The sequence below is a fragment of the Modestobacter muralis genome (genome assembly GCF_010682105.1).
GTDB lineage: Bacteria > Actinomycetota > Actinomycetes > Mycobacteriales > Geodermatophilaceae > Modestobacter > Modestobacter muralis.
Window position 1 is genome coordinate 71504 of sequence record NZ_JAAGWH010000007.1, and the last position, 25283, is coordinate 96786.

Annotated in this window: 25 protein-coding genes and 1 pseudogene; 21 read left to right on the forward strand and 5 right to left on the reverse strand. The window is 73.8% G+C overall.

The features are described 5' to 3' along the window. Positions 1 to 24: 24 nt before the first annotated feature. On the reverse strand, positions 25 to 888 hold the full coding sequence (locus GCU67_RS02380) for a methylenetetrahydrofolate reductase (RefSeq protein ID WP_163609483.1): 864 nt from the start codon (positions 886 to 888) through the stop codon (positions 25 to 27). Between the two features lie 324 nt (positions 889 to 1212). Between GCU67_RS02380 and GCU67_RS02385 the strand changes: the two genes are divergently transcribed. From GCU67_RS02385 to GCU67_RS02415, 7 genes are all read left to right on the forward strand, one after another. Beyond that, positions 1213 to 2817 (forward strand): sensor histidine kinase, encoded by a 1605-nt coding sequence (locus GCU67_RS02385; protein WP_163609484.1) that lies wholly within the window; start codon positions 1213 to 1215, stop codon positions 2815 to 2817. Beyond that, positions 2814 to 3476, forward strand: coding sequence for a response regulator (locus tag GCU67_RS02390; RefSeq protein WP_163609485.1), 663 nt, complete (start codon positions 2814 to 2816; stop codon positions 3474 to 3476). Before GCU67_RS02385 ends, GCU67_RS02390 begins: the two co-directional genes overlap by 4 nt. 162 nt (positions 3477 to 3638) lie before the next feature. Next, entirely contained in the window at positions 3639 to 3938 is a 300-nt protein-coding gene (locus tag GCU67_RS02395; RefSeq protein WP_163609486.1) for a 2Fe-2S iron-sulfur cluster-binding protein, read from the forward strand. Between the two features lie 176 nt (positions 3939 to 4114). Then, a complete protein-coding gene (locus GCU67_RS02400; protein ID WP_163609487.1) occupies positions 4115 to 4852 on the forward strand; it encodes an alpha/beta fold hydrolase in 738 nt (245 codons plus the stop codon). 1 nt (position 4853) lies between these two features. Continuing rightward, positions 4854 to 5132 carry a muconolactone Delta-isomerase family protein gene (locus GCU67_RS02405; protein ID WP_163609488.1) on the forward strand — a complete coding sequence of 93 codons (279 nt, stop codon included), beginning with the start codon at positions 4854 to 4856 and terminating at the stop codon, positions 5130 to 5132. Between the two features lie 43 nt (positions 5133 to 5175). Then, positions 5176 to 5544: a protocatechuate 4,5-dioxygenase subunit alpha gene (gene ligA / locus GCU67_RS02410; protein WP_163609489.1), complete on the forward strand. Its 369-nt coding sequence runs from the start codon at positions 5176 to 5178 to the stop codon at positions 5542 to 5544. Continuing rightward, the gene (locus GCU67_RS02415; protein ID WP_163609490.1) at positions 5537 to 6391 is read left to right on the forward strand and encodes a class III extradiol dioxygenase family protein; all 855 of its coding nucleotides are present in this window, start codon (positions 5537 to 5539) and stop codon (positions 6389 to 6391) included. The genes ligA and GCU67_RS02415 overlap by 8 nt, the downstream gene beginning before the upstream one ends. Before the next feature lie 30 nt (positions 6392 to 6421). Here the strand turns inward: GCU67_RS02415 and GCU67_RS02420 are convergent, their stop codons facing one another. The 3 genes from GCU67_RS02420 to ligM all read right to left on the reverse strand — a co-directional run bounded on the left by GCU67_RS02420 (position 6422) and on the right by ligM (position 10205). Beyond that, the gene (locus tag GCU67_RS02420; RefSeq protein WP_163609491.1) at positions 6422 to 7288 is read right to left on the reverse strand and encodes an alpha/beta fold hydrolase; all 867 of its coding nucleotides are present in this window, start codon (positions 7286 to 7288) and stop codon (positions 6422 to 6424) included. Between the two features lie 20 nt (positions 7289 to 7308). Continuing rightward, the gene (locus GCU67_RS02425) at positions 7309 to 8670 is read right to left on the reverse strand and encodes an aminomethyl transferase family protein (protein WP_163609492.1); all 1362 of its coding nucleotides are present in this window, start codon (positions 8668 to 8670) and stop codon (positions 7309 to 7311) included. A 134-nt stretch (positions 8671 to 8804) separates the two neighbouring features. Then, positions 8805 to 10205: a vanillate/3-O-methylgallate O-demethylase gene (gene ligM, locus GCU67_RS02430; protein ID WP_163609493.1), complete on the reverse strand. Its 1401-nt coding sequence runs from the start codon at positions 10203 to 10205 to the stop codon at positions 8805 to 8807. Positions 10206 to 11018: 813 nt separating this feature from the next. On the opposite strand from ligM, the gene GCU67_RS02435 reads away from it, so the two are divergent. From GCU67_RS02435 to GCU67_RS02455, 5 genes are read left to right on the forward strand one after another with little or no spacing between them, the layout of a single operon-like run. Further along, complete coding sequence (locus GCU67_RS02435; RefSeq protein WP_338104713.1) at positions 11019 to 11774, forward strand: ABC transporter ATP-binding protein; 756 nt, start codon at positions 11019 to 11021, stop codon at positions 11772 to 11774. Further along, complete coding sequence (locus GCU67_RS02440; RefSeq protein ID WP_163609495.1) at positions 11761 to 12471, forward strand: ABC transporter ATP-binding protein; 711 nt, start codon at positions 11761 to 11763, stop codon at positions 12469 to 12471. Before GCU67_RS02435 ends, GCU67_RS02440 begins: the two co-directional genes overlap by 14 nt. Position 12472: 1 nt before the next feature. After that, the gene (locus tag GCU67_RS02445; protein ID WP_163609496.1) at positions 12473 to 13354 is read left to right on the forward strand and encodes a branched-chain amino acid ABC transporter permease; all 882 of its coding nucleotides are present in this window, start codon (positions 12473 to 12475) and stop codon (positions 13352 to 13354) included. After that, positions 13354 to 14436: a branched-chain amino acid ABC transporter permease gene (locus GCU67_RS02450; protein ID WP_163609497.1), complete on the forward strand. Its 1083-nt coding sequence runs from the start codon at positions 13354 to 13356 to the stop codon at positions 14434 to 14436. The genes GCU67_RS02445 and GCU67_RS02450 overlap by 1 nt, the downstream gene beginning before the upstream one ends. Beyond that, a complete protein-coding gene (locus tag GCU67_RS02455; protein WP_211660619.1) occupies positions 14433 to 15701 on the forward strand; it encodes an ABC transporter substrate-binding protein in 1269 nt (422 codons plus the stop codon). Before GCU67_RS02450 ends, GCU67_RS02455 begins: the two co-directional genes overlap by 4 nt. On the opposite strand, the gene GCU67_RS02460 is transcribed toward GCU67_RS02455, so the two are convergent. After that, entirely contained in the window at positions 15661 to 16515 is an 855-nt protein-coding gene (locus tag GCU67_RS02460) for an IclR family transcriptional regulator domain-containing protein (protein ID WP_163609498.1), read from the reverse strand. The two genes, GCU67_RS02455 and GCU67_RS02460, sit on opposite strands and share 41 nt — an antisense overlap. A gap of 147 nt (positions 16516 to 16662) precedes the next feature. On the opposite strand from GCU67_RS02460, the pseudogene GCU67_RS02465 reads away from it, so the two are divergent. The 9 genes and pseudogenes from GCU67_RS02465 to GCU67_RS02505 form a co-directional block, all read left to right on the forward strand. Continuing rightward, positions 16663 to 17595: pseudogene (locus GCU67_RS02465) on the forward strand (PDR/VanB family oxidoreductase); the annotation flags it as partial. A 13-nt stretch (positions 17596 to 17608) separates the two neighbouring features. Next, complete coding sequence (locus GCU67_RS02470) at positions 17609 to 18820, forward strand: cytochrome P450 (RefSeq protein WP_163609499.1); 1212 nt, start codon at positions 17609 to 17611, stop codon at positions 18818 to 18820. Positions 18821 to 18913: 93 nt separating this feature from the next. Continuing rightward, the gene (locus GCU67_RS02475) at positions 18914 to 19564 is read left to right on the forward strand and encodes an FCD domain-containing protein (protein ID WP_163609500.1); all 651 of its coding nucleotides are present in this window, start codon (positions 18914 to 18916) and stop codon (positions 19562 to 19564) included. Continuing rightward, entirely contained in the window at positions 19561 to 20262 is a 702-nt protein-coding gene (locus GCU67_RS02480) for a 4-carboxy-4-hydroxy-2-oxoadipate aldolase/oxaloacetate decarboxylase (protein ID WP_163609501.1), read from the forward strand. Before GCU67_RS02475 ends, GCU67_RS02480 begins: the two co-directional genes overlap by 4 nt. Continuing rightward, positions 20259 to 21335 (forward strand): 4-oxalomesaconate tautomerase, encoded by a 1077-nt coding sequence (locus GCU67_RS02485; RefSeq protein WP_163609502.1) that lies wholly within the window; start codon positions 20259 to 20261, stop codon positions 21333 to 21335. The genes GCU67_RS02480 and GCU67_RS02485 overlap by 4 nt, the downstream gene beginning before the upstream one ends. Positions 21336 to 21381: 46 nt before the next feature. Further along, positions 21382 to 22338, forward strand: coding sequence for a VOC family protein (locus tag GCU67_RS02490; RefSeq protein ID WP_163609503.1), 957 nt, complete (start codon positions 21382 to 21384; stop codon positions 22336 to 22338). Continuing rightward, positions 22335 to 23159, forward strand: a complete 825-nt coding sequence (locus tag GCU67_RS02495; RefSeq protein ID WP_163609504.1) for a DUF1932 domain-containing protein — start codon at positions 22335 to 22337, stop codon at positions 23157 to 23159. Before GCU67_RS02490 ends, GCU67_RS02495 begins: the two co-directional genes overlap by 4 nt. Next, positions 23156 to 24175, forward strand: coding sequence for an amidohydrolase family protein (locus GCU67_RS02500; RefSeq protein WP_163609505.1), 1020 nt, complete (start codon positions 23156 to 23158; stop codon positions 24173 to 24175). The genes GCU67_RS02495 and GCU67_RS02500 overlap by 4 nt, the downstream gene beginning before the upstream one ends. After that, the gene (locus GCU67_RS02505; protein WP_163609506.1) at positions 24172 to 25269 is read left to right on the forward strand and encodes an LLM class flavin-dependent oxidoreductase; all 1098 of its coding nucleotides are present in this window, start codon (positions 24172 to 24174) and stop codon (positions 25267 to 25269) included. Before GCU67_RS02500 ends, GCU67_RS02505 begins: the two co-directional genes overlap by 4 nt. The last annotated feature ends 14 nt before the right edge of the window (positions 25270 to 25283 follow it).

A 25283-nucleotide genomic window follows, 5' to 3' on the forward strand; every position in this document is an offset into this window, starting at 1 on the left:
CGGGCGGCGTGCCCGCCGCGGGGGTCAGGCGAGGTCACGCAGCAGCTGCTGACGCCAGGCCTCGGTGGGCTCCAGGTCGTTGAAGGTGAAGACGTGGAAGCCGTGCAGGTGGTTGTCCGGCTTGCCGATGTGCGGGGCCAGCCCACGGATGATCTTGTCCGGGCTGTAGCCGCCGGGGATGAAGAACCGCCACAGCAGGTTCTGCTGCTTCTTGAGGAACTTCGCCGACTCCCCGATGCCCAGCCCACCGGAGACGCGCATCAGCTTCTGCCGGTGCACCGCGCCGGGCACGCCCACGTGCACCGGCAGGTCGATCCCGCGGGCGACCAGCTCGCGCGCCCACGTGAGGATCACCTTCGGGTCGAACACGATCTGGGTGGTGATGTGGGTGGCCAGCGGCGCCTTGGCCACCAGCGCCCCGAAGAGCAGCTCGTCCGGGGCGTTCGGGTGCCCCTCGGGGTGCCCGCCGATGCCGATGTCGGTGAAGGAGTGGCCGATCTCGTGCATGGCGACCAGCAGCGCGTGCGCGTCGGCGAAGCCGGTGTCCTCCTCGCTCGGGTCCCCGCCGACGACGAAGACGCCGGTGATGCCCGCCTCCCGGCAGCGGGCCAGGACGTCGGTCAGGTGGGCGCGGTCACGGACCTGGCGAGCCGACAGGTGCGGGGACACCGCGTACCCGTGGCCGGCCAGGGCGACGGCCAGGTCGACGGTGGCGTCCTGCCCCTTGGCCGGCGACGCGGTCACCGTCAGGGCGACGTCCCTGGGCACGTGGTCGAGCACGGCCTGCTCGGTCTTCTTGAACGGGATCACCTCGAAGCCGACGTCGGTGACCGCCCGCCTCAGCGCCTCCCGCGTGGCTCCGTCACGGACGGTCAGCACGCGCTTCACGTGGTGTCTCCCTCTGCCCTGTGGGGTGGTCGCGGGGTGGGGACGACGTCGCCGGCGGCGCTGCCGGGACGTCGTCCACCCCGAGGACCATGGTGACCTGCGCCACCTCGAGGACGGGACGGTGACATGACGGCACCTGCGGCACCGGTTCGGTCGCCGGGCGTACGTCAATGGTCGCGGTCGGCCGGGTCGTCCTCCCGAGGGTGGGCGCCGGGACCCCGGCGACTGGGCACCGGGGTGCGAGGGTGTCAGGATCGCACCGGGGGTGGCCCGGGCCACCGCCCGGATCTCGCGGCAACGGAGCCGCGTGGAGAGGTGGGGCGCATGGAGACAGCAGGGCAGCTGACCGTCGGCACGGGGACCGGTCCGGTCGTCGCGGCCGAGGACGTGGTGCGGCACGCCCCGGACGGGCTGGCGGTCATCGACGCCGACGCCCGCTTCGTCGACGCCAACGCCGCCGCGGTCCTCCTGTGCGAGCTGCACCCGGACCGGGTGGCGGGTGCGCCCTCGCCGTTCGCCGCACCGCAGGACGCGGCGGGCACCGGGCGGTCCGGCGAGCTGACCGTCGCCTGGGAGCCGGTGCCCGGGCACCGGCGCGAGTTCGCCTACGTCCTGTCCGCCGTCCCCGGCCAGCAGCGGTGGATCGTCTCCTTCCGGGACGTGACGCTGAGCCGGCTGCGCGAGCGGCGGCTGGCCGCGATCGCCGCGGCCGCCTCCAGCGTCGCGTCCAAGCGCTCCCTGGTCGGCACCCTGGAGGTGCTCGCCCAGGAGGTGGCGCGGTCGGACGCGATCGCCGCCGTCCAGGTGCTGACGGTCAACGCGACGGGGGACCGGCTGCACGTGGTGGGGGCCGCCGGCTTCCGGCGCTCTCCCGACTTCTTCGACAAGCTCATGGAGTGCCGTGCCCTGGGCGCCCGGCTGATGATGCTCGAGGCGCTGGAGTCCCGGCAGCCGGTCGTCGCCGCGAACCGGTACGACGCCATCATGGCCGACCCGGCGTGGGCGCCGCTGCAGCAGCTGATGCGCCACCCGCGCTGGGACTGGTTCGTCAGCGTCCCCCTGCTCGCGCGCGGTGAGCCGGTCGGCATCCTCAACGCCTTCTTCGCCCCCGGCCGCGTCGTCGGGGACACCGAGCTGGACTTCCTGCTGGCGATGGCCGAGCAGGCCGCGATGGCCGTCGACCACGCCGCGCTGCTGGAGTGGGAGCGCGACGTCGCCCGCCGCGAGGAGCGCCAGAAGCTGGCCCGTGACCTGCACGACTCGGTGGTCCAGCAGGTCTTCTCGATGATGATGCAGGCGCGCTCGCTGGAGGTCCTCGTCGCGCGCGGGCTGCCGCCCACGCCTGCGGAGGTGGCGCAGGTGGCCGACGACCTGAGCAGCGCCGCCCAGGACGTGCTGGCCGACCTGCGCGGCATGGTCGTGGAGCTGCGGCCGGCGGCCGCCACGGCCGGTGGGCTCGCCCCGGCGGTCCGGTCCCTGGTCGACACCACCGCGGCCCGCACCGGCCTGCCGGTCACCCTGACCCTCGACGACCCCGCCGGCGAGCTGGCCGGGCTGGACCCCGCGCTGCTGGAGGACGTCTACCGCGTGATCGCCGAGGCGCTGCACAACACCGTCAAGCACGCCGACGCCTCCACCGTCCAGGTGCGGCTCGCGGTCGCACCGCACGGCCGTCGTCGCCGGCTCATCGCCGAGGTGACCGACGACGGCCGCGGGCTCGGCACCCCGGACGGTCCGGCCGGCCCGGCCTGGGCCGGGAACTGCGCGTCCAGCGGCTTCGGGATGACGGTGATGCGCGAGCGCGCGGCCCGCTGGGGCGGCGCCGTCCGGGTGCGGCAACCGGCATCCGGCGGGACGAGCGTGCTGCTGAGCCTGCCGTTCCCGACCACTCTCCTGGTCACGCCGGTGGACCCGGAGGTCGCGCCGTGACCGGCCCGCACCCGATCCGGGTCCTGGTGGTGGACGACCACTCGGTCGTGCGCCGCGGCGTCATCGCCTACCTCGAGGCCCTCGCCGACGTCGAGGTGGCCGACGAGGCCTCGGACGGGCAGGAGGCGCTGGACCGCCTGGCCCGGGCGTCCGCGCACGGGGAGCTGCCCGACGTCGTCCTGATGGACCTGCAGATGCCCGGCATGGACGGGGTGACCGCCACCGCGGAGGTGCTGCGGCGGTACCCCCAGCTGAAGGTGGTCATCCTGACCAGCTTCGGCGAGACCGAGCGGGTGCACGCGGCGCTGGCGAGCGGGGCGTCGGGGTACCTGCTCAAGGACGCCGGGCCGGCCGAGGTCGACGCGGCGCTGCGGGCGGCCGTCCGGGACGAGGTCTTCCTCGACGCCGCGGTCACCCGCCGGCTGACCCAGGAGATCCGCGCGCCGCGGACCGGCCTGGGCGTGCTGACCGCCCGGGAGAAGGAGGTGCTGATCCTGGTCGCGGAGGGTCGGTCCAACAAGGACATCGCCGAGCACCTGGTGATCAGCGAGCGGACGGCCCGCACGCACGTCAGCCACCTGCTCGCCAAGATCGGGCTCACCTCGCGCACGCAGGCTGCGCTGCTCGCCGTGAAGGAGGGGCTGGTCCAGCCGCGGTGAGGAGACCCTGCGTCAGATGTCGCATGCACAGCGCGACACCGACCGTCGCCGGTGACCGTCAAGCGGGCGATCCACCGGCCGGCCCGGCCGCCTAGCGTTCCCCTCGGCCGGGCAGCCCAGGACCTCGTCGCGGAGCCCCGCCGCCCGACGGAGGAGGCGCGCATGACCGCCGCTGCCGGGAGCGCCCGGGACCTCGCCCCGCTGCACGTCGTCTGCGCCGCCGCGGGCATCTCCCTCGCCGTCCCGCCGGCCTGCTCGGTGCTCGAGGCGGTGCGCGCGGCCGGCCTGGAGGTGCCGACCGCCTGCGCCGACGGGCGCTGCGGCCTGTGCGAGACCCGGGTCCTGGAGGGCACGCCCGACCACCGGGACGAGGTGCTGACGGCGGAGGAGCGCACGGTCGGCGAGACCATGATGATCTGCGTCTCCCGGGCGGCGGGCCCCCGGCTGGTCCTGGACCTCTGACCGGTCGCACCCCGGGACGGCACCACGACGGATGACGTAGGCCGGTCCTGCCGCGACGGTGGACCGGGCATGACATCGGGCCGTTCCGCACTCCCCACGGCCGTCCCTACCGTGGACCGGCGGGTGCACGTGCGTCCGGCCCGGGTCCGGTGGCTGCCTGCGAGGAGGCGTCGACGATGAGCACGTTCGTCCTGGTGCACGGGGCGTGGCACGGCGGGTGGTGCTGGGACCGGGTGGCCCCGCTGCTGCGCGCGGTCGGCCACGTCGTGCACGCGCCGACGCTCACCGGGCTGTCCGAGCGCGCCCACCTGCTGTCCCCGCTGGTCGGGCTGGAGACCCACGTCGAGGACGTCGTCCGGCTGGTCGACGTGCTGGGGCTGACCGACGTCGTCCTGGTCGGGCACAGCTACGCCGGGCAGGTGGTGACCGCGGTCGCCGACCGCCGCCCCGCCGCGATCGCCCAGCGGGTGTACCTGGACGCCTTCGTGGGCTCCGACGGGGAGTCCGCCCGCGACCTGCTGCCGGAGACCGTCGAGCACCACTGGGCGCAGTCCGCGGCCGAGCAGGGGTTCGGCTGGCTCGTGGCGGTGCGGAAGCTGTCCGTGCTCGGCGTGACCGACCCCGCCGACGTCGACTGGCTGCTCCCGAAGCTCACCCCGCACCCGTGGCGGACCTACACCGACCCGCTGCGGCTGACCGGCGCGGTCGAGGCCGTGCCCGCCGCGTTCGTGGAGTGCGTCGACTGGATGCGCGTCTTCGCCGGCCAGGCCGACCGGGCGCGCGCGCTGGGCTGGCCGGTCCACGAGCTCGCGACCGGTCACGAGGCGATGGTCACCGCCCCCGACGAGCTCGCCCGTGTGCTGGCCGACATCGCCGGCGCCCTGCCGGCCCCGTCGGCACGAGAGGAGGCCTGACGTGGAGTTCCTGGTCCGGTCGGAGAACCGGCTGCCGCCCGACACCCCGGCCGAGCGGCGCGCGGAGCTGCGGGCCGGCGAGCGCGCCCGGGCGATGGAGCTGCGCGCCGACGGGGTGCTCAAGCGGCTGTGGCGGGTGCCCGGGCGCAACGCGACCATCGGCCTGTACGAGGCCGCCGACCCGGCCGCGCTGCACGACGCGCTGATGTCGCTGCCGATGGCCCTGTGGCTCGACGTCCACGTCGAGGCGCTGGCCACCCACCCGCAGGAGCAGGCATGAGGACCGGCCCGCGGCCCGGCCGGTCCGGCAGAGAGGACAGGGCATGAGCACACCGACCGGGGCCGGTCGCCTCGACCTGCCGGGCACGCCGATCTTCGACGGGGACACCAGCCGCCGCGGGTTCCGGATGAACAAGCTCTTCATGAGCCTGCGGGACGCCGCGGCCCGCGAGCGGTTCCTCGCCGACGAGGCCGCCTACTGCCGGGAGTTCCGGCTGAGCGCCGAGCAGGAGCAGGCCGTGCTCGCCCGCGACTGGCAGGCCATGATCGACCTGGGAGGGAGCATCTTCTACGTGTACAAGCTGGCGATGATGGACGGCCGCTCGATGCAGTACCTGGGCGGGGTGTTCACCGGCATGGGCGAGGACGACTTCCTGGCCGCGATGCGCGCAGGGGGCCGCCGCGATGGCTGAGGTCATCTGGGGCCTGGCGACCTCGCACGTGCCCTCGATCGGCGCGGCGATGGACCGCGGCAAGACCGAGGACCCGGCCTGGCAGGCGCTCTTCGACGGCTACGCCCCGGCGCGGGCGTGGCTGGCCGAGCACCGGCCCGACGTCGCCGTCCTGGTCTACAACGACCACGCCAACGGCATCGACCTGGACTTCATCCCGACCTTCGGCCTCGGCACGGCCGAGCGGTACGAGGTCGCCGACGAGGGCTACGGCCGGCGCCCGGTGCCCGACGTGCTCGGCCACCCGGAGCTCTCCTTCCACCTGGTGGAGAGCCTGGTCGACGAGGGCTTCGACCTCACGGTCTTCCAGGAGCTCGCCGTCGACCACGGCTTCACCGTGCCCCTGTCGGTCTGGACGCCGGACCCGGGGGACGCCTGGCCCTGCCCGGTGATCCCGCTGCTGGTCAACGTCATCCAGTACCCGCAGCCCACGGCCGCGCGCTGCTACGCGCTGGGCCAGGCCCTGGGCCGGGCGATCAGGAGCTTCCCCGGCGACCTCACGGTCGGCGTCCTCGGGACCGGCGGCATGTCCCACCAGCTGGCCGGCACCCGCGCGGGGTTCATCAACCCCGACTTCGACGCCATGTGGATGGAGGCGGTCGAGAAGGACCCGGCCCGGCTGGCCGCGCTGTCCCGGGAGGAGCTGATCCGCCAGGCCGGCTCGGAGGGCATCGAGCTGATCATGTGGCTGGTCATGCGCGGGGCGCTGGACGAGCAGGTGACGAAGGTGCACTCCGACTACTTCGTGCCGGCGTCCAACACCGCCGCGGGCATCGCGCTGTTCGACAACCGGGCGCCGGAGGCCTGAGCGCGCCGGCCGAGGTGCTCCCGCCGGCGGTCAGGCCGGCCGGAGCGCCGACCGCACGGCGGCGGCGAGGGCGTCGGGGGCCTCCAGCGGCACGAAGTGCCCCGTCCCGGGCAGCGGCGTCACGGTGACGTCGGTGAAGAACTCGCCGAGGCGGTCGGCCCAGGCGGCGGGGAACAGGGGGTCCTCGGCCGGCCAGAGGACGGAGGTCGGGACGGTGAGCCGCTCGGCCGGCGGTGGGGCCTGCTCGGCCAGCCCGCGGGAGAGCAGGGGCGGTCCTGCGCGGTACCAGCCGATCGAGGCGGTGAAGGCCCCCGGCCGGGCGTAGGCGTCGGCGAGCCGGTCGAGTGCCTCGTCGGCCGGCACGTACGAGGGGCCCGACCAGTGGGTCCAGAAGTGCGCGAGGTAGCTGCGCAGGGCGTCCCGGGAACCGTCGAGGAGCCGGACGGCGAGGTCGAGCCGGTGGAGGTCCTGGTACCAGAACTCGGCCAGCACGTCGGGGGCGAGCAGGCGCTGCCCGGCGCCCGGCACGGGCGGGGTCACCACCAGGGCGTGCACGCGCTCCGGGGACTGCCGGGCGATGGTCTGGGCGATGCGGCTGCCGATGTCGTAGCCGGCGAGGACGACCCGGTCCATACCCAGCTCGTCCAGCAGCCCCAGCACGCTGCGCGCCTGGGCGCCCGCCGAGTAGCCGTCCCCGGGGACCACCGGGTGCCGGTCGGAGTCCCCGAAGCCCCGCAGGTCCGGGACGACGACGTCGGCGGCGTCGGCCAGCAGCGGCACGACCAGCCGGTGGTCGGTCCGGTCGCCGGGCCAGCCGTGCAGGAGCACCACCGGCGGGCCCTCCCCGGTGCGGTCGTAGGCGAGGGAGAACCCGTCGACCGGCGCGCTGCGCCGCACCTCGCTCCTGCTCGACGGCGTCACCGCGACCGGTACCCCTCCCGGGCGAAGTCGACGAACGGCACGGGGGCGACGGTCGCCCGGATCTGCACCTGCCGGTGCTCCTCGACCGCCGGCTTGGCGGAGACCGGGTCCTCGCCCCAGACCACCGTGACCTCGGTGCCGGGCGCGGCGAACTCGTTCTCCACGGTGGCGAGGGAGACCAGGGCCCGCTCGTTGGCCAGGTAGCCGCAGTCCAGGGAGATGCCGACCTGGCGGCCGCCGGCGAGGACGACGTCCTCGTGGTGGGTCGCGTAGCGGATCTTCGGCAGGTCCATGTACTTCGCGCCCGGGCCGGGGCGGAAGGCGGAGCCGACCGCCGCGGCGACGTCGTCGGCGTCCCAGACCAGGGTCACCTTCGTCCGCGGCGGCCCATCGGCCAGCCGCTCGAGGGCCGCCCGGCCGATGAAGTCGTGGTCGAAGGCGACGTGCTTGCCGTACCCGACGTCGTAGGGCGTCAGGTAGTGGCCGCTGATGTCGCCGGGGTGGTGGCTGCCGCCCAGGGAGCCCACCTTCGTGGCCGGCAGCCACTCGCGGTACTCCTGCATGAGCGGGTCGTCGCCGAACAGGGCGGTCATCGGCGCGGGCGCCCACCCGGACTCCAGGTTGGCCGTGGAGTAGGCCTTGGCCCCGACCCGCACCAGACCGTGCCGGGCGTCGGCGCCGAGCAGGGCGCCGAGGACGGCCTCGCCGTCCTCCCAGGGGCCGAAGAGCTCGTAGCCAGGCTGACCGGCCATGCCGTGCCGCAGGGCGCGGACGCGACGGCCGGCGATGGTGAACTCGGCCATCCGGAAGAACGCCACGTCCGGCAGCGGTCCGCCGGTCACCTCCTCCATCAGCGCGGCGGCGGTGGGCCCCTGCAGCTCGTAGCGGTAGAGCCGCGGCGGGCCGGACGCGCGGACGGCGGAGTTGTCGTCGCGCTCGACGGTGGCCTCGAAGGCGCCCCGCTCGAGGTGGAAGGTGACCCAGTCGATGACCATCGGGTGCCCGACCAGGTCGAACAGGTCCTCCTCGAGGTGGAAGAGGATGGCGTCGCCGATCAGGTGCCCGTCGGGGGAGACGGCCACCAGCTGCTTGGCCCGGCCCACGCCGAACGTCGCGAAGGAGTTGACCGCGACGTGGCTGAGCAGCGGGAGCGCCCCGGGACCGGACAGGAACAGGTCGGTCATGTGGTGCGACTGGTCCAGCAGGGCGCAGCTCTCCACCCACGACCGCTGCTCGCTGCGCCAGTTGGTGAACTCCGGCTGCACGGGGAAGGTGCTCGGCGGGAACGCGAGGTCGCGCATCAGCTCGACCGGCCCCCCGGCGCGGACGAGGGCGGTGGCCAGGCTCTCGGCGGTCATCTCGGGGTGGGCCTCTCGTCGTCGGGAGGGCAGGAGGGACCTGCCCGGGAGAGCACCGCTGGGGTGGCCGGCGGTCGTGCGGACGTGGCCGGGCGGCGAGGGGGTCGCCGCCCGGCCACGGACCCGGTCGGAGGTCAGGAGGCGGACGCGCTCCGCCAGCCGCCCTGGTACTCGGTCCGCGCGGTCTCCGCGTACGGTGCCGGGCTCACGATGGCGCGCACCTCGAACTGCTCGTGCGGCTCGACGTTGGACTTCTTGCTGCCGCCGTCCGGCTCGCCCCAGACCACCTTGACCTCGGCGCCGATCGGCACGTTCGGGTCGACCGTGGCCAGCGACAGGCCCTTGCGCTCGTTGGCGCTGTAGCCGGTGAACAGCGACGCACCCACGACCGTGCCGTCGGCGTCGACGACCGAGTCGAAGTTCGACGACCCGTAGTTGGCGTTGGGCAGGTCGAACACCTGGTAGCCCGGCGCGGGGGACACGATCCCGCCCAGCACCTTCGTCAGGTCCTCGTCGTCCCAGGCCAGGGTGACCTTGCGCCGCTGGGTGGCCGGGTCGATGGCCTCCAGGGCGTCCCGGCCGATGAAGTCGTGGTCGAACTTCACGAAGGAGCCGTAGCCGAGCTCCCAGGGGTTGAGGTAGTAGTCCTCGATCTTGTCCGAGACGAAGCTGCCGGCCAGCGCGGCGGTCGCCTCGTAGCCGGTGGCCGGGAGCCACTCGCGGTAGGCGCGCAGGTCCTCGGCGGTGTAGATCGCCGGCAGCGGCGAGGGGATCCAGCCGGACTCCAGCGTGTTGGAGGAGTAGGCGCGCGAGCCGCAGGGCTCGATGCCGAACTCGGCCCCCGCCTCGAGGATGGTGTCGCGGACCTTCTCGTAGGACTCGTACGGGCCCCAGATCTCCAGGCCCGGGGCGCCGGCCATGCCGTGCCGCAGGGTGCGGACCTTCTCGCCGCCGATGTTCATCTCCGACATGCGGAAGAACTTCAGCTGCTCGAGGTCGCCGCCGTGCAGCTTCTCGATCACCGGCCAGGCGTTGGGGCCCTGGATCTGGAAGCGCCACACGTCGCGGGTCACGGCGTTGCCGTAGGGCCGGGACGACGAGCGCGGGTCGTTGCGGACCTCGACGTCGTAGCCCTTCGACCCCTGGAACTCCAGCCAGTTGGCGACCGGGGCCCGGCCGACGAAGACGTAGGAGTCCTCGGAGAGGTGGAAGAGGATCCCGTCCCCGATGACCCCGCCCTCGGGTGAGACCGGGACGAACTGCTTGGCCATGTTCACCGGGAAGTTGGCGACGCTGTTGATCCCGGTGTCGGAGATCAGCTTCAGCGCGTCCGGGCCGGTGATCCAGGTGTTGTACATGTGGTGCGACTGGTCGAAGAGCACGGCGGTGTCCCGCCAGGCCTTCTGCTCCCGCCGCCAGTTGGTGAACTCCGAGGGGACCACCGGGTAGATGTAGGTGCCGATCTGGGAGTTGCGCAGCATCCCGACCGTGTCGCCGGTCTGGTCGAGGAGCTCCTGCAGGTTCTTCGCGGTCATGTGCATCCGTCCTCGTGTGGTCTGTCGTGGACACCGCCTCGGGGAGGCGGCCTGCGGCCCGGTGGCCGGCCGTGGCCGTGCCGGAGGGCCGGGTCGCCGTGGGCGACGGTGACCGGTGCGCCTGCGCGGTGAGGCGCGGTCCCCGCGTGAACGCTAGGGGCGTCGAGTGGCGCCGGACACATCAGGATGGCGGGCGACGGGCAGCCGCATCGGCGGTCCCGGCGTACGTCAGATGTCGCGTCCGGTCGTCGGCGGCAGGTCCCCGGTGTCCTCGCGGACGCCGGCGGGACCGCCCCGGGGCTGGCGACCCGGCGCCCGGCCGGGGGCACCCCACGGCTGTCGTCCGGACGCCGGACGTGGCTCCCGGCCACGGTCCTCGGCAGGCGCGGTGACGGGTCCTCGCCGCCTCGGACGGTGCGGGATGGGTCAATTGTCCTGACTCTCGCGCAACGGCCGATCGTGACGTTGACGTGACCGCGGCCACAGCTAACCTCTCGTAGCCTGCTCCCCGTCGGAGGCGGCACGCCCACCGGGACAGGCCGGTCCGACACCGGACGCACCGCCTCGGGCGCCAGCTCCGCAGCGACCGTCACAGGGTGTCCGCGACGGCGGGGACACCACGGGACCACCGAGTGAGGAAGGGGGCCGACGTGCCACGTGTCGGCAGTGCCGCGGGATCGCGGCGGCGGAGCGCCGGCGTCCGTCCTGGGCGGTCACGGGCGGCGTCCGTGACCGGTACGGACCGGCGGGACACCGCCCCCGCGGCCGGGACGGGTGAGGCAGTCCGTGGCGGCTGAGCTGACCCTCCGGGACGTGAGCCTGCAGTTCGGGGGCATCAAGGTCCTGCAGGACGTGGGGTTCGTCGTCGAGCCGGGCCAGATCTTCGGGCTCGTCGGGCCCAACGGTGCGGGCAAGACCTCCCTGTTCAACTGCATCAGCGGGCACTACAAGCCGACCTCCGGCACGGTGCGCATCGACGACGCCGAGGTGCAGGGCGCGCGCCCGGCGACGCTCGCCGGTCACGGCCTGGCCCGGACCTTCCAGCACCCCGCTCTGCAGCTGCACGAGACGGTCCTGGAGAACGTGCTGCTCGGTGGGCACTCCCGGCTCCCGGGCAGCCCACTGGGGTGGGCCCTGCGGACCCCGGGCACCCGCCGCGCGGAGAAGGCGATGCGTACCGAGGCGCTGGACCTGCTGGAGCGCAACGGCCTGGCGTGGGCGGCGCACCTGCCGGCCGACGAGCTGTCGCACGGCCTCCACAAGGGCGTCGAGCTGTGCCGCGCGCTGCTCATGAAGCCCAAGCTGCTGCTCCTCGACGAACCCGCCGCCGGACTCCCGCACGCCGAGGTGGAGACGCTGATCGCCACGGTCCGGCGGCTGCGCGCGGAGGACGACGTCACCGTGGTCATCGTCGAGCACCACATGGGCCTCATCGCCGCGCTCACCGACCGCGTCGTCGTGCTCGACCACGGCCGCACGCTCATGGAGGGGTCGGCCGCCGAGGCGCAGTCCGACCCCCGGGTCATCGAGGCCTACATCGGGAAGGACGCCGCGGATGACGCTGCTTGAGCTGGAGGGGCTGACCGCGTCCTACGGCCCCGTGCAGGTGCTGGAGGGCGTGTCGCTGAGCGTCCCGGACAACGGCGCGGTGGGCATCCTCGGCGCGAACGGGGCCGGCAAGACCACCACGCTGCGGGCGATCAGCGGCACCGTGCGCGCCGGTGGCCGCATCGTCTTCGACGGCAAGGACATCCGCGGCCTGCGGCCGGACCAGGTCGCCGCCCTCGGCATCGCGCACGTGCCGGAGGGGCGCGGCACGCTGGGCGACCTGAGTGTCCGGGACAACCTGCGGGTCGGTGCCTACCTCCGCCGAGACCGCAAGGGCATCGCCGCCGACATCGACTTCTGCCTCGAGCTGTTCCCCAACCTGCAGGACCGCATCACCTCGAACGCCTCGGCCCTGTCCGGTGGCGAGCAGCAGATGCTCGCGGTGGCCCGGGCGATCATGTCCAAGCCGCGCCTGCTGCTGCTGGACGAGGCGTCGCTGGGCCTCGCGCCGAGCACCGCGAAGAACGTCTACGACGCGATCCGGCACCTGCGCCTGACGCTGGGCATCGCCATGGTCGTGGTCGAGCAGAACGCCAACCTCGCCTTCACCCTCGTCGACAGCGCCACCGTCCTGGAGACCGGCCGGAGCGTGCTCACCGGCACGTCCGCCGAGCTCAAGGGCATGGACGAGATCCGTCGCGCCTACCTGGGAGGGTGACATGGGCACCTTCGTCCAACTCGTCGTCGACGGTCTGTCGGCCGGCTCCGTCTACGCCGCGATCGCCCTGGCGATCGTGCTCGTCCACTCGGCGACCGGCCTGATCAACTTCGCCCAGGGCGGGATGGCCGTGCTGTCGGTCTACATCGCCTGGTGGCTGACGACCCGCGGCGTGCCGCTGATCGTGGCCCTCCTGGTGTCGATCGTCTTCTCGATCGTCTTCGGCGCTCTCGTCGAGCGGTTCCTGATGCGGCGCTTCGAGCGCGGTGACCCCGACACCGCCGTGGTCGTCACGATCGGCCTGCTGACCCTGATCACCGGTGTCGCCGGGTGGCTGTGGACCTACAACAACCAGCAGTTCCCGTCGCTGTTCTCCCTGGACACGGTGTCCTTCCTGGGCGTCTCGGTCAGCCAGCGCTCGCTCGGGACGACGGCCGTGATCGTCGTGGTCATGGTCGCGCTGCAGGCGCTGTTCATCGGCACGAAGCTCGGCCTGGCGCTGCGTGCGGTCGCGAACAACCCGGAGTCCGCGGCGTTCTCCGGGCTCCCCGTCGGCCGTCTGCTCATGGTCGGCTGGGGCCTGGCCGCAGCACTCGGCGCCGTCGCCGGCGCCCTCGTCGCCCCGCAGCTCACGCTGACCCCCGGGATGCTCGACAACGCCCTGGTCTACGCGCTGGCCGCCGTCATCCTCGGCGGGCTCACCAGCCCCGTCGGCGTCGTCGTCGCGGCGTGGCTCATCGGCGTGCTGGAGAACCTCGCCGCCGTGTACGTCCCGTTCATCGGCTACGACCTGAAGGTGGCTGTGCCGTTCATCCTGATCTTCGTCGTGCTGCTCGTCCGGCCCCAGGGCCTGTTCGGCCGGAAGACCGTGGTGCGCGTCTGATGGCCCGCGCCGTGGACGTCCCCGCCCCCTCCCTCCGGCAGCGCCCGTGGGTGCGACGGGCAGCCCCGCTGCTGCTCGTCGTCCTGCTCGCCGTGCTGCCCCTCGTGCTCCCGGAGTCCACCAACGAGACGCTGGCCCGGATCGGCGTCTTCGCCGTCGCCGTGCTGGGGCTCAACGTGGTGATGGGCTACACCGGACAGGTCTCCCTCGGTCAGATCTTCTTCCTCGGGCTGGGTGCCTACATCACCGGCTACGGGGTCCAGCAGGACTGGAACGTCGTGCTGGTCTTCCTCCTCGCCTGCCTGGGCGCCGCGCTCGCGGGTCTGGTCGTGGCCCTGGCGGCGGCACGCCTGGGCGGACTCGCGATCGCCATGGTCACCATCGCGCTGCCCATCGTCGGCGTGCCGCTGGCCAAGCGGCTCAGCGACTACACGGGCGGCTCGCAGGGCCTGTCCGCGCGCTTCGCCGACGCGCCCGAGGCGACCGGGCTCTACGACGACCAGTGGCAGCTCTACGTCGTGCTGGTCATCGGCGGCATCGTCTTCCTGCTGACCCGCAGCCTCGTCCGCGGCAAGTTCGGTCGGGCGTTCGCCATCGTCAAGGGCAACGAGGCCGTGGCGGCGTCCATGGGCATCTCGCCGTACCGGTACAAGGTGCTGGCCTTCACGATCGCCTCGCTCATCGGCGGGGTGAGCGGGTTCCTCTACATGTTCGTCATCCAGTACACGTCGCCGGAGACGATGAGCTTCGGGCACTCCATCGAGCTGGTCGCCGCGATGGTGATCGGCGGTGCGGGCAGCATCGTGGGCTCGCTCCTGGGTGGCGCGTACTACGTGCTGGTCCCGGAGCTGACGAACCAGGTGGACTCCAGCCTCACGGCCCTGCTCCAGGGCGTGGTCCTGCTGGCCGTGCTCTTCGTCCTCCCCGGCGGCCTCGCGTCGCTCGTCCGCAGGCTGGGCCGTGGCCGACGGCGCCTGCGCGCCGAGCCCGGCCCCGGTGCGTCACCGACCACTCCGTTGTCGACCGCAGGGTCGGCCACCGCGACGGAGGAACCAGGAACAGAGAGGCGAGGACACGCATGAACATGCACTCTCGATCGCGGAGGGCCGTCGGCATCGCCCTGGCGACGGCGCTGGCGCTGACCGTCTCGGGCTGTGGCCGCGAGGGGGACGCCGCGGGCGGCGGCGGGGGCGGGAGTCGTGCCGAGGGGGCGGCCAGCCCCGGCATCACCGACACGACGGTCCGGCTCGGCATCACCACCCCGCTCAGCGGCGCCACGGCAGGACCGGGGACCTGCACGGTCGCCGGCGTCACCGCCTACTTCGGTGCGAAGAACGCCGAGGGCGGCGTCCAGTTCGGTGACGGGAAGAAGCGCACGGTCGAGATTGAGGCGCTGGACGACACGTACGACCCGCAGCAGGCCAAGGCGAACTACGACCAGCTCAAGGACGACGTCTTCGCGATGACCGCGGGGCTGGGCACCCCGACGAACCGCGCCTGGCGCGACGCGGCGATCGCCGACGAGGTGCCCCAGGCGCTGATCATGACCGGCGACCCGCTGTTCAGCGACCCCGAGGAGAGCCCCTGGCAGCTCGGCTTCGTGCCGGTCTACCAGAACGAGGGCCAGGCCTTCGGCGAGCTGCTGGCGGCCTCGGGCGCGCCCCACAAGGTCGCGATCCTGTCGCAGAACGACGACTACGGCGCGGGCTACGTCGAGGGCTTCAAGTCCGCCGTCGAGGGCGCGAGCAACATCGAGATCGTCGAGGAGCTCACCTACGAGGCGACCGACACCTCGGTCGACGCGCAGCTGACCCAGCTGGCCGCCACCGGCGCCGACGTCATGTTCAACGCGATGTCGCTGGTCCCGCTCGCGGTCTCCTCGCTGCAGAAGGCCCAGCAGCTGAACTGGAAGCCCAGCTGGTTCCTGCCCTCGAACACCTCCAGCCCCGGCGGGGTCCTCCAGCCCGGCGGCGGCGCGGCGTTCCCCGGCGTGTACTCCGTGGCGTTCTCCAAGGCGCCGGCCGGCCCGGCCGCCGGCGACCCGGACGTCGTGGAGTACCTGGCGGCGCTGAAGCAGTACGGCAACTACCCGGACCCGCCGGCGTTCCCGCACTGCCAGTGGAGCTGGATGGTCGGCGCGACGCTGGAGCAGGCGTTCGGGGAGATGACCGAGCCGACCCGGGACGCCTTCATGACGGCGCTGCGCGGGATCTCCGGCTTCGAGGCGCCGCTCATGCTGCCGGGCACGTCGGTGGACGCCACCCAGGCCGGTCAGCCGGCGGTGTCGTCGGTGGTCGTGCAGAAGTTCAACGGCAAGGGCTACGACACGGTCGAGGCCTTCGAGTGACCCCGGCCTGACCCGGGGGTGGCCCGTCCCCGGACGGGCCACCCTCCGTCCGGGTCCCCCCTCCGGCCGGCCGCCGGAGCACCCGGGTGATGCCCAGGGCGGTGGCCAGCAGCAGGGGGACCAGGGCGGCGCCGCGCCCGTCGTTGGGCACGATCACCGACAGCGAGGCGACCACCCGGCCGTCGCCGTCGCGCACCGGGACGGCGACCCCGGTCGCGTCCGGGTGCTGGTGGCCCTCGAGCACGGCGGCGTGACCACGGCGCACCTCGGCCAGTGCGGCCCGCAGCTGTGCGGGGGAGCCGAACCCGGCCGGCGTGACCGGGCGCAGGGGTGCGGCGAGGACCTGCTCCTGGAGCTCGTGCGGCGCGTGCGCGAGCAGCACCACACCGGAGGACGAGGTGGCCAGCGGCAGCCGGCCGGCGATCCGGGAGAAGTTGATGACGGCGTCCCGGGCGGTGAGCCGCTCGAGGAACAGCACGTCGGCACCGTCGAGCACCCCGAGCTGCACGTGGTGGCCCACCACCGCGTGCACGTCCTCCAGGAACGGCATCGCCGCCTCCCGCAGGCCCAGCGTCGGTGAGGCGCGGGCGCCGAGCTCCCAGAGCCGGACGCCGACGCGCACCCTCCGGTCGGCCGTGCGCTCCAGCAGCCCGTGGGCGGTGAGCTCGCCGACCAGCCGGGACGCCGTCGCGACGTGCAGGCCGCTGCGCCGGGCGACCTCGCCGACGGTCAGGCTCGGCTCGTCCGCGGTGAAGGCGTCCAGCACCCGGATCGCACGGGCCAGCACCGACTCGCCGGTCGGGGTCCGCGCCACGGTCGGAGTGTGACACAAGTCTCTCACCCATTGAGAAGGCACTTCTGCCCGCCGACCCCGCCCCGCACGCTGGACGGCAACGACGAGGAGGTCGGCGTGCTCGGTGTGGAGCAGGTGGGCGCCCGCTGGCGCAGCGGCACGGACCGCGCGCAGGTGCAGGTGCATGACAAGGTCCGGGTGGCCGACGGTGTCGTGACGCTGACGCTCGCGGCCCCGGACGGCGGGCGGCTGCCGGACTGGACGCCGGGCGCACACGTCGACCTCACGCTGGACAACGGACTCACCCGCCAGTACTCGCTGTGCGGGGACCGCTGGGACGCGTACAGCTACCGGGTCGGCGTGCTGCTGGAGCCGGCCGGCCGCGGCGGGTCGAGCTACGTGCACGAGCAGCTCGCGCCCGGGCACGTGGTCGGCCTCGGTGGCCCGCGGAACCACTTCCCGCTGGTGCCCGCGGGGTCCTACCTGTTCGTGGCCGGCGGCATCGGCATCACGCCGATCCTGCCGATGATCGCGCAGGCCGACCTGCTGGGCGCGGAGTGGCGACTGCTCTACGGCGGCCGGACCCGCGGCTCGATGGCCTTCCTCGACGAGCTGTCGGCCCACGGCGACCGGGTGCAGGTGCGACCGCAGGACGAGCACGGGCTGCTCGACCTGGCCGGCTTCCTCGGCCACCCGCGGCCGGACACCCCGGTCTACGCGTGCGGACCCGGCCCGCTGCTCACCGCGATGGAGCGGGCGTGCGCCGGGTGGCCGGCCCGCGCGCTGCGGACCGAGCGGTTCGTCGCGGCCGAGCAGGGCGCCCCGGTGCGCGCAGGCGCCTTCGACGTCGAGCTGCGCCGCTCCGGCCGCACCGTGACCGTCGCCCCGGACACCTCGGTGCTCGAGGCGCTGTCCGCGGTCGGGGTGGAGGTGCTGTCCTCCTGTCGGCAGGGCACCTGCGGCACCTGCGAGACGACCGTCCTCGCCGGTGTGCCCGACCACCGCGACTCGCTGCTGGACGACGACGAGCGGGCCGCCGGCGACTGCATGTACCCCTGCGTCTCCCGCTCCTGCAGCGACCGCCTCGTCCTCGACCTGTGACCCGGAGAACCCGATGACCCTTGCTCCCAGCCCCGTCGCCGACGTGCCGGTGGACGACACCGACCCCTTCTCGCACGAGGTCCTCGAGGACCCGTTGCCGTTCCACACCGCCCTGCGGGAGGCCGGGCCGGTGGTCTACCTCAGCCGCTACGACGTCCACGCGGTCGGCCGGTACGAGCAGGTGCGCGCCGCGCTCGTGGACTGGCAGCGCTTCCAGTCCGCGGCCGGGGTGGGGCTGTCGAACTTCCGCACCGAGGAGCCGTGGCGGCCGCCGAGCCTGCTGCTGGAGGCCGATCCGCCGCGGCACGACGCGCCCCGCCGGGTGCTGACCAGCGTGCTCGGCCAGCGGGCGTTGCGCACGCTGCGCGAGCGGTGGACCGCCGACGCCGAGCAGCTCGTCGACCAGGTGCTCGCCGCGGGCACCGAGTTCGACGCCGTGCCGGCGCTGGCCGAGGCCTTCCCACTGCGGGTGTTCCCCGACGCCGTCGGCATCGGCCGCGACGGGCGGGAGCACCTGCTGCCCTACGGTGACCACGCGTTCAACGCCTTCGGCCCGCCCAACGACCTGGTGCAGAAGGGCGAGCACCGGGTGGCGCAGTTGTCGGGCTGGGTGGGGGAGCAGTGCGCCCGGGAAGCGCTCACCGGCGACGGGTTCGGGGCCGCGATCTGGGCGGCCGCCGACCGCGGTGAGATCACCCCACAGCAGGCACCGCTGGTGGTCCGGTCGCTGCTGACCGCCGGCGTCGACACCACGGTGCACGCGATCTCGGCGATCCTGTACGGCTTCGCCACGCACCCCGACCAGTGGGCCCGGCTGGTCGCCGACCCGTCGCTGGCCCGGGTGGCCTTCGACGAGGCGATCCGCTGGGAGTCGCCGGTGCAGACCTTCTTCCGGACCACGACCACCGACGTGCGGATCGGTTCCACCGTCGTCCCGGAGGGCCGGAAGGTGCTGATGTTCCTCGCCGCGGCCAACCGCGACCCGCGGCGCTGGACGGAGCCGGACCGGTACGACCTCGGCCGCGACCCCTCCGGCCACGTCGGCTTCGGCATGGGCCTGCACCAGTGCGTCGGCCAGCACGTCGCCCGCCTCGAGGCCGAGGCGGTGTTGACCGCGCTGGCCCGCCGGGTGCGGACGATCGAGCTCGCCGGTCCGACCCGGCGGCACCACAACAACACCCTGCGCGCCTGGGAGACCCTCCCGGTCCGGCTGACCGTCGGCTGACCGCGGGAGAGCGACCTGCGATCGTCGGACAGGATTGTTGACGATCCATGTGAGCGCGCGCTAGCGTCGGCCTCCTGGAGCGAGGAGGCGACGGTGAGCGCACCGCACGAGCACGCGGCCCGGGGCCTGCGCGCAGCGATCTCCCGCGGGGACCTGCCGCCCGGCCTGCGCCTGGTGGAGGCCGACCTGGTCCAGCAGCTCGGGGTCAGCCGGGGCAGCGTCCGGCTGGCGCTGGACGCGCTCGTCGCCGAGCGCCTGGTCGAGCGGGTGCCCCACCGGGGGGCGCGGGTGCGGGTGGTGTCCACGGCCGAGGCCGTCGAGATCACCGAGTGCCGCATGCCGCTGGAGGCGCTGCTCGCCCGCAAGGCCGCCGAGCGCGTCACCGACGCCGAGGCCGACCGGCTGAGCGCGCACCTGGAGACGATGACCGGCGCCGTCGCCGCCGGTGACGTGCTCAAGTACGGCGAGCTGATCCAGCAGCTGCACGGCCTGGTCGCCGAGGTGGCCCGGCACGCGGTGGCCGCCGACCTCGTCGGGAAGCTCCAGGCCCAGCTGGTCCGCCACCAGTTCCAGCTCTCGCTCCGCCCCGGCCGCCCGCGGGTCAGCCTCGCCGAACTGACCGAGCTGGTGGCCGCGATCAGCGACCGCGACCCCGACCGGGCCGAGGCCGCTGCGGTCGCCCACTTCCGCAGCGTCATCGCGGCCCTGACCCAGACGCCCACCGCCCCCGGAGGCCCCGCATGAGGAACGTCGTCGTCACCGATCCGCCCCGCGCCGACCCGGGCGACGCCGAGACCCTCGGCGGCTTCGGCACCGCCACCGTGCACGAGGCGCTGGGCCGGGTCGGCTACCTGGGCCCGACGTTCCGGCCGGCCTGGGCCGGGGCCCGCATCGGCGGCACCGCCGTCACGGCGCTGTGCTGGCCCGGCGACAACCTGATGATCCATGTCGCCGTCGAGCAGTGCCGGCCCGGCGACGTGCTCGTGGTCGCCACGAACTCCCCGTCCACCGACGGGCTGTTCGGGGAGCTGTTCGCCACCGCGCTGGCCCAGCGCGGGGTCCGCGGCGTGGTGCTGGGCAGCGGCGTCCGCGACGTCGCCGAGCTCCGGGAGATGGGCTTCCCCGCCTGGTCCACGGCGGTCAGCGCGCAGGGCTCGGTCAAGGCCACCGCCGGTGCCGTCAACGTGCCCGTCGTCCTGGGCGGCCAGCAGATCTGCCCCGGTGACGTGGTCGTCGCCGACGACGACGGGGTGATGGTCGTGCCGCGCGGCGACGTCCCGCGGGCGCTGACCGCCTCCCAGGCCCGGCTGGACAAGGAGGCCGCCAGCCGCGAGGCCTTCCAGCGCGGCGAGCTAGGCCTGGACCGCTACGGCCTGCGCGCGGAGCTGCCCGGGTTCGGCATCGAGTACGTGCCGCACGCGCAGTGGGTGGCCGAGCAGTGACGTACGCCGAGACCGGCGTCCGCTGCACGATGCTGCGCGGTGGCACCTCGCGGGGGCTGTTCTTCGAGGCCCGCGACCTGCCCGCCGACCCCGCCGAGCGCGACGACCTCCTGCTGCGCCTGATGGGCACCCCGGACCCGCGGCAGATCGACGGGCTGGGTGGTGCCACGACGCTGACCAGCAAGGTCGCGGTGGTCTCGCCGTCGCAGCGCCCCGACGTCGACGTCGACTACCTGTTCCTGCAACTGGGTGTGGACGAGGCGACGGTCAGCGACCGGCAGAACTGCGGCAACGTGCTGGCCGGCGTCGGGCCGTTCGCCGTCGAGCGCGGCCTGGTGCCGGCGGCCGAGGCGGAGACCAGCGTGCGGATCCGGATGGTCAACTCCGACAGCGTCGCCGTGGCCACCTTCCCCACCCCCGGCGGGCGGGTCGAGTACCGCGGCGACGTGGCGATCGCCGGCGTCCCCGGGACCGCCGCGCCGGTGGTGCTCGCCTTCACCGACACCGAGGGCTCGGCCACCGGGGCGCTGCTGCCGACCGGGCGCGTCCGGGACACCGTCGCCGGCATCGAGGTCACCTGCGTCGACAACGGCATGCCCGTCGTCCTGGCGACGGCCGAGGCGTTCGGCCTCACCGGGTACGAACCGCACGAGGAGCTCGCCGCCGACGCCGCGCTGCTGGCACGGGTCGACGCCTTCCGCCGCGAGGCCGCCGGGCTGATGGGGATGGGTGACGTGTCCTCGTCCTCGGTGCCCAAGACGGTGCTGCTCGCCGCCCCGCGGGACGGTGGGCAGGTGAGCACCCGCTCCTTCATCCCGGTGCAGCCGCACAGCTCGATCGGCGTGCTCGGCGCGGTCAGCGTCGTCACCGGGATGCTGCTGCCCGGCGCGGTCGGGCACGAGCTCACCGCCGACTGGCCGGCCGGCACCTCGCAGGTCGACGTCGAGCACCCGACCGGGCACCTGCTCGTCGACGTCGTCGTCGACGCGGCCGTGACACCGCCACGGGTGGTCCGCTCCGGCGTCGTCCGCACCGCCCGCAAGCTGTTCGACGGCACGGCCTTCCCCCGCTGACGGTCACCCCCATCCACGCAGGACCACGTGCTCAAAGGAGAGTGCTGTGCCCCCGCTGCACGACATCGCCCACCTCGCCCACGTCGAGCTGCTCACCGACAAGCCGGAGGAGTGCCTGGACTTCTACGTCCGCTACCTCGGGATGACGGAGACCGGCCGGACCGGCGACTCGGTCCTCTTGCGCGCCTGGGACGACTACGAGAACACCACCATCAAGCTCACCGCCGCCGCCCAACCGGGGGTGGGCCGGACCAACTTCCGGGCCAGCACGCCGGAGGCGCTGCAGCGCCGGGTGGCCGCGATCGAGGCGACCGGCCTCGGGCGGGGCTGGCAGGACGGCGACCCCGGCTACGGCCCGGTCTACGTCTTCACCGACCCCGACGGCCACGAGATGGGCGTCTACCACGAGACCGAGTGGTACCGGCCGGAGGGCGACCTCGTGCCGGCGCTGAAGAACCAGGCGCAGGCCTACCCCGGCCGCGGCGTCAGCGTGCGGCGCATCGACCACATCAACTACCTCGGGGTCGACCCCGTCGCCAACCGGGACTTCGCCGTCGACGTCCTCGGCGGGATGATCACCGAGCAGATCGTGCTGGACGACGGGGTCGCCGGCAGCTGGACGACGTTCACCAACAAGGGCTACGACGCCGTGTGGACCCGGGACAACACCGGGACCGCCGGCCGGCTGCACCACCTGGCCTTCGCCGTCGACAGCCGCGACGACGTGCTCCGGGCCGCGGACCTGGCGCTCGAGCACGGCATCCACATCGAGACGGGGCCGCACAAGCACACCATCCAGCAGAGCTTCTTCCTCTACGTCTGGGACCCGGCCGGCAACCGGATCGAGCTGGACAACCCCGGCGCCCGGCTGGTGCTCGCGCCGGACTGGCAGCCGGTCGACTGGTCGGCGGCCGAGCGCGCCAAGGGCCAGGCGTGGGGCCTGCAGACCATCTCCACCTTCCACACCCACGGCACGCCACCGGTGGGGGAGCAGCAGGCGTGAGCACCCGGATCGCGGTGCTCGGCCTGGGCGAGGCCGGGTCGGAGATCGCCCGGGACCTGGTCGCGGCGGGGGCCGACGTGCGCGGGTACGACCCGAAGGGGATCTCCGTGGCCGGCGTCGACCCCCGGGACGGCGAGGCGGCCGCGGTCGCCGACGCCGACCTGGTGCTCAGCGTCAACAGCTCCCACGACGCGCGGCCCGCGCTGACCGCCGCGCTGCCCGCGCTGCGACCGGGCACGGTCTGGGCCGACCTCAACACCGCCGCCCCCGCCCTCAAGGTGGCCCTGGCGCAGGCGGCGGGGGAAGCGGTGCCGGTCGTCGACGTCGCCCTGATGGCGCCGGTGCCGGGGAAGGGGCTGCGCACGCCGATGCTGGTGTCGGGACCGGCGGCGGAGTGGTACGCGGCGGAGCTGTCGGCGTTGGGCGCGCAGGTGACCGTGCAGCCCGGGGCGGTCGGGGAGGCCATCTCCCGCAAGCTGCTGCGCAGCGTCTTCTACAAGGGCCTGGCCGCGGCGGTCGTCGAGGCGCTGGCCGGGGCAGAACGGGCCGGCTGCGGCGACTGGCTGCGCGGCGACATCGGCGCCGAGCTCGCCGGCTTCGACGCGCACGCGATCGACCGGCTCGTCGACGGCACCCACCGGCACGCCCGCCGCCGGGCCGACGAGATGACCGCGGCCACCGAGCAGCTGCGCGACCTGGGCGTGGAACCGCGGATCGCCGCCGCCGCCCGCGACCTCCTCGTCCAGCTCCGGGACGCCGACCCCCAGGACAGCCGGCCCAGCGACACCCACCCCCGCGACGCCCGGGAGGCGACACCGTGATCATCGACTGCCACGGGCACTACACGACCGCGCCCGCCGCGCACACCGCCTGGCGCCAGGCGCAGGTCGCCGCGTGGGAGGCGGGGGACAGCACCCCGGCCTACCCGCAGATCAGCGACGACGAGATCCGGGAGACGATCGAGGGCAGCCAGCTGCGGCTGATGGACGAGCGCGGCATCGACGTCACGCTGTTCTCCCCGCGGGCGTCGGCGATGGCCCACCACGTCGGCGACTCCGCGGTCAGCCAGGAGTGGACCCGCCGCTGCAACGACCTCGTCGCCCGGGTCACCGCCCTGTACCCGGACCGGTTCGTCGGCGTCTGCCAGCTGCCGCAGTCACCCGGCGCGCCGATCGAGGACTCGATCGCCGAGCTGCGCCGGTGCGTGGAGCAGCTGGGCTTCGTCGGCTGCAACCTCAACCCCGACCCCAGCGGCGGGTTCTGGACCTCCCCGGCGCTGACCGACCGCAGCTGGTACCCCTTCTACGAGGCGATGACCGACCTCGACGTCCCGGCGATGGTGCACGTCTCGGCGTCGGCCACCCCGGTGTTCCACGCGACCGGGGCGTACTACATCAACGCCGACACGACCGCGTTCATGCAGCTGGTCCAGGGCTCGCTGTTCACCGACCTGCCCGACCTGCGGCTGGTGGTCCCGCACGGTGGGGGAGCGGTGCCCTACCACTGGGGCCGCTACCGCGGGCTGGCCGACATGCTCGGGCAGCCACCGGTGGAGACCAACGTGATGGGCAACGTCTTCTTCGACACCTGCGTTTACCACCAGCCGGGGATCGACCTGCTGCTGGAGGTGGTCGACACCGCCAACGTGCTGTTCGGGTCGGAGATGGTCGGCGCGGTCCGCGGCAAGGACCCGCGGACCGGCCAGTACTACGACGACACCCGCCGCTACGTCGAGGCCTCGTCCCTGGACGACGAGGCCCGCGCGGCGGTCTTCGAGGGCAACGTGCGGCGGGTCTACCCGAGGCTCGGGGCGGCACTGGAGCGGGCAGCGCAGTGAACGGTGCAGCAGCAGACGCCGGGCAGGACGTCACCTTCGGCGTCTTCGACTGGATCGACGCCACGCCGGGGAGGACGCCGGGCGCCGTCTACGCCGACCGGCTGCGGCTGCTGGCCGAGGCCGACCGAGGCGGGTTCGACGTCTACCACCTCGCGGAGCACCACGGCACCCCGCTGGGACTGGCGCCGTCCCCGGCGCTGTTCATGGCCGCGGCCGCCCAGGTCACCGAACGGATCCGGCTCGCACCGACGACGTTCATCGTGCCGCTGTACGACCCGCTGCGGCTCGTGCAGGAGATCGGGATGCTCGACCAGCTCAGCGGCGGGCGGCTGGAGATCGGGGTCGGCAAGGGGTCCTCCCCGCACGAGGCCGCGATGTACGGGCTGACGCCGGCGCAGGCCGCTGCCCGGTTCGAGGAGCTGATGCCGGCCGTCCTCGAGGCGCTGGAGACCGGGGTCTTCCGGCGTCCGGGCCCGGACGGGGAACCGATCGAGCTGCACGTGCCGGTGCTCCAGCGGCCGCACCCGCCGCTGTGGTACCCGACGTCCAACGCCGCCTCGATCCCGCGGCTGGGGCAGGAGGGCTACAACGTCGTCTTCGGGTTCGGCTTCGTCTCCCCGCCGCTGGAGGTGGTCCGGGAGCAGAGCAGGGTCTTCTTCGACCGCTTCCGCGAGGCGAGCGGGCGGGGCGAGGTCCGGTATGGCCTGCCCGGCGTGACACCGCGGTTCGGGCTGATGCGGCACGTCCTCGTCGCGCCGACCGACGAGGAGGCGATGGCCCTGCTGCGGCCGGCCTTCGCCGACCACCACGCCAGCTTCACCCACCTGTGGCGGCTGCACGGCGACGAGCGGCACACCCGGCCGGTCGACGTCGACCAGCTCCTCGCCGAGGGCAAGCTCTACGTCGGTTCGCCGGAGACGGTCGCCCGGCAGGTGGCCGAGGCCGTGGCCGTGGGCGAGGTGAACTACGTGGCGGGCTCCTTCGCCTGGGGGTCGCTGGACCTGGACACCTCGCTGCGCTCGGTGCAGCTGTTCCGCGACGAGGTGATCCCGGCGGTCCACGCCGGCAGCGCTCGCGGTCGGGTGCTGGCGTGACCGGAGGGCCTGCG